Source organism: Myxococcus vastator (assembly GCF_010894475.1).
Taxonomy (GTDB): Bacteria; Myxococcota; Myxococcia; order Myxococcales; family Myxococcaceae; genus Myxococcus; species Myxococcus vastator.
Map to the genome: position 1 here is coordinate 1 of NZ_JAAIYB010000598.1, position 3978 is coordinate 3978.

Annotated in this window: 4 protein-coding genes; 1 reads left to right on the forward strand and 3 read right to left on the reverse strand. The window is 71.4% G+C overall.

Going from position 1 to position 3978, the window contains the following annotated elements:
• The coding region (locus G4D87_RS34560) for a response regulator (RefSeq protein ID WP_163786931.1) at positions 1–1131 on the forward strand (1131 nt) is incomplete at its 5' end.
• Here the strand turns inward: G4D87_RS34560 and G4D87_RS34565 are convergent.
• From G4D87_RS34565 to miaA, 3 genes are all read right to left on the reverse strand, one after another.
• On the reverse strand, positions 1119–2045 hold the full coding sequence (locus G4D87_RS34565; protein ID WP_163786932.1) for a bestrophin family protein: 927 nt from the start codon (positions 2043–2045) through the stop codon (positions 1119–1121). The genes G4D87_RS34560 and G4D87_RS34565 overlap by 13 nt on opposite strands.
• A gap of 116 nt (positions 2046–2161) precedes the next feature.
• Positions 2162–2689 (reverse strand): HdeD family acid-resistance protein, encoded by a 528-nt coding sequence (locus tag G4D87_RS34570; protein ID WP_338045018.1) that lies wholly within the window; start codon positions 2687–2689, stop codon positions 2162–2164.
• 269 nt (positions 2690–2958) lie between these two features.
• Entirely contained in the window at positions 2959–3885 is a 927-nt protein-coding gene (gene miaA, locus G4D87_RS34575) for a tRNA (adenosine(37)-N6)-dimethylallyltransferase MiaA (protein ID WP_163786934.1), read from the reverse strand.
• Positions 3886–3978 lie beyond the last annotated feature (93 nt).

Below are 3978 nucleotides of genomic sequence, written 5' to 3' on the forward strand. Positions count from 1 at the left end.
GTGCAGGCCCGCCTGCGCCATGCTTCGCCTCAGCGGGAGCTGGCCCCGGTGGCCCGGCTGTGGATTTCGCCCCTGCCGACGGTGGATGGGCTGTTCCTGCTGCCCGGCGCCAGCTCGGTGTACGCGCTGGCCTTCGGGCCGGCGGTGACGCCCGCGGACCTGTGCCAGGTGCTGATGATGGCCGCGCGCGACGGCCTGGTGGAGGAAGGCTTCGAGCTGGCGGCCCTGGAGACCACCCGCCTGCCCTATGGACCGGGCCGGACGCTGGTGGCGCCGGGACAGCTTGCCGTGGGGCCCGCGGCCTTCGGCCACCCGCTCCAGGTGGGCCTGTCGGAGACGCTGGCTTCGTGCAGCCGCGCGGCGGTGGCGCTGCTCGACGGCGGACTGGACGCGGGCTCGCTGGAGCGCCGCTACGTGCGTGAAGGCCTGGGAGAGATGCTGGAGGACGCCGCCGCGGGGGCCCGCGCCATCACCTGGCTGCGCCGCGCGGGGCCTCGGGCGCCGGAGGCCTTCGTCAAGGCGAAGGGGCGGCGGACGCTGGGCGGGACGTTTGGCGGCGGGGTGCTGGGCCTGAGCGGCCCCACGCCCATCGCGCTCCTGGGCGCCGCGCGCTGGGCGGGCCTCAAGGAGCTGGTGGGCTCCTGGCTGCGCACCACGGTGGAGCCGGTGCCCTCGGTGGTGCCGGAGCTGGAGCCGGACCTCTACTACGTCGTGGATGACGACCCGGACGCGCGCGAGGCGCTCACGGCGCTGCTGGAGAGCACCGGGGCGAAGGTGGTGGCCTTCGCCGACGAGCTCGCCCTCTTCTGCGCGGTGGCCCGGCGGCCGCCCACGGCCATCCTCCTGGACGTGGTGCTGCACTGGGTGGACGGCCTGCGGCTGGCCGAGGGCCTGAAGCAGCATCCCCTCACCCGGAACACCCGCGTGCTGGTGATGAGTGGCCTCAACCGGCCCCATGTCCGGCAGCGAGCCCTGGACGCGGGGGCGGAGACCTTCCTGCCCAAGCCCGTGGACCCGGACCGGCTGCTGCGCATCCTCACCGGTCGGGCCCCGGTGATGCCCGAGCTGGAGCCCGCGCCGCACGCCTCGGACGACGCGCGCGAGCTGGCCGCGGACCGCTACGCGTCCTGACCGCCACCGGGGATGGCCACCGCGGAGACCGGGGCGTGGAGGGCCTCGGCGCTCCCGGGCATCAGCGCCTTGAGGTTGCCGCGGATCGTCTCGCAGATCCGCTCCAGCGGCAGGTCGTTGTCGTCGTGGCCGAACGGGTCCTCAATCTCCACGCCAATCTCTTCAATGCCGAAGAAGACGTAGGCGACGACGAACGTGGCCGGCACCGTCATCCAGCCGAACGAGTCCACCAGCGCGAACGGCAGCGTGTAGCAGTAGACGAGCAGCGCCCGCCGCAGGTGCATCATGTAGGCGAACGGAATGGGCGTCTTGTGAATGCGCTCGCAGCCGCCGATGTAGTCGATGAGCAGCTGGACGTTCTGGTCGAGCTGCATCTGGACATATTCGGCGTAGTAGCCCCGCTGCCGGCCCTCATCGAGCACGGCGGACATCTTCTGCGACACCGCGAGCGGGACGTGCTGGCTGCCGAGCACCGCGTCCGCTTCGTCGCGCGGCAGCTCGGAGGCGACGGGGCCCAGGTCGCGCTCACCTCGCAGGGACGCGGCGGCGGCATAGGGGAAGGTGCTGATCCACCGCAGGAGCGCGCCGTAGAGCGCGGCGTCCCGACGCATGAAGACGCCGGAGGCGCGGGCCAGGTTGCGCGTCTCGTTGACGATGCCGCCCCACAGCTTCCGGCCTTCCCAGAAGCGGTCATAGGAGGCGTTGGTCCGGAAGACGAGCAGCAAGCTGAGCGAGATGCCCGCCAGCGTGTGCGCCGTGGCCGGGATGTCCAGGGGCTTGAGGTGGTGATGGACCGCGGTGACGCCCACGGCCCACAACACACAGACGAGGACCCGGGCCACGATTTCGCGGACCATGGAGCCGCGGAGGTAATGAAAATAGCTCCACCAACGGTGCGGGTCGTAGTCGATCATGGGCGCAGGCTGCGTACGCTGCCGCGCCTGCGCGGGGCATGGCAAGCGCCAATCCAGGGGGACCCGTGGGATGGGTCCGCCCTGGACTGGCGCTGGTGCCCCTGGCCGCCTGCCCGTCAGTGGGAGATGGAGGCAGGGGCTGACGGATTGCCCGAGCGGAGCACCTTCCGCACGGAGAGGGCGCCCGCCATCAGCGCCACGCCCCGGAAGAAGATGCCGATTCCCACCAGCGTGCCCACCAGCCAGACGGCGGAGATGGGCCACTGCCGCATCACGATGATGCCCAGGAAGATGGACACGGCGCCGTAGAAGAAGTCCCAGCCCCACCGGGGGTAGCGGTCCATCACCGAGGTAATGGCGTGGAAGAGCCCACTGGCGAAGAAGTAGCCCGCCAGCAGCAGCGTCATCGCGCCCAGTCCCGCCGCCGGGTAGACGAGGACGAACAGCCCCACGACGACGGAGAGGATGCCGCTGAGCAGGTACAGCCAGAACGGCCCGCCTTCCTTCCGCGTCCGGAAGGCGGAGATGGCCTCCATGACGCCTGCGCCAGCCAGCATCGCGCCGAAGAGGATGGCCGTCACCAGGCTGGTGAAGAAGGCGGCCCCCAGCGCGACAATCCCCAGCAACGTCATCAGGATGCCCATGATGAAGGGGCCCCCCCAGGCCGCCGAGTTCACCCTCGGCCGCGTGTCAGGGGTCAGGACTTCCGGTCTGCGTTCATCGGTGAAGGCCATGGTGACTGCTCCCGAAGCGAGTGCACTTCGGAGGCCGAGCCGCCCTGCGTCTCACCCGCCTGTCGGCAGGCAACAGAGAAGCCCGGCACATCCACCGCCGAACATGGGCTCCCGCGCTGGCGCCGACAACGCTCGCTGACGCCGCTCCGTCCCCCGCCTGCCCCGGCCTCTCGAGGCCGTCAGGACGTGCGACCGCCGCCGAGCGGAAGCGCCGCCTCGTAGGGGGGCGTCAGGAAGACAGCACCGGGCTCCTTCCGGAACCACGTCAACTGCCGCTTGGCGTAGCGGCGCGTCTCCTGCGCGGTGTCGTGGATGGCCTCTTCGCGCGTCATCCTCTCTTCGACGACGGCGCGCGCCTGCACATAGCCCACGCTGCGCATGGGCGCCGCCTCCGCGTACCCTCGCGCCAGCAGGTCGCGCGTCTCCTCGACGAGCCCGCGCTCGAACAACCTCCGCGTGCGCGTGTTGATGAGCCCGTACAGCACGTCGCGCGGTGGCGACAGGACGTACAGCTGGAAGGGATAGCGGTCCGGCGCGAAGGCATGGGCCCTCCGGAACGCCGAGGCGGGCACCCCCGTCTGCGCATGAATCTCCAGCGCCCGGATGACGCGGACCAGGTCCTGCGGCGGGAGCTTCGCCGCCGTCTCCGGGTCCACCTCCGCCAGCTTCCGGTGCACCGCCTCGCGCCCCTCACCGGCCGCGAGCGCCTCCAGCTCCGCCCTCAGCTCCGGCAAGGCCCCGGGCGCCTCGAGGACGCCGTGAAGCAACACGCGCAGGTACAGCCCGGTGCCGCCCACGACGACGACAGGCCGGCCGCGTGCGGCGATCTCCGCGATGACGGCGTCCGCGCGCCGTTGGTACTCGACAGCGGAGAAGGTCTCCATCGGGTCCACGGCGGACACCAGGTGATGAGGCACCGCGGCCAGCTCCTCCGCGGAGGGCTTCGCCGTGCCGATGTCGAAGTGCCGGTACACCTGCTGTGAGTCCGCGCTGACAATCTCGCCACCGGCCCGCTGGGCCAGCGCGATGGCCAACGCCGTCTTCCCCGACGCCGTCGGCCCGGCAATCACCGTCAACAGGGGCCGCTGCGCTCCACCCTCACCCATTCGCCAACGCTCCCTGAATCACCGCCGCCGCGGACGCATCCCGCGCGAACACCAGCCGCACGGGCGAAACCTCCGACAGCAACCGCCCCGCCG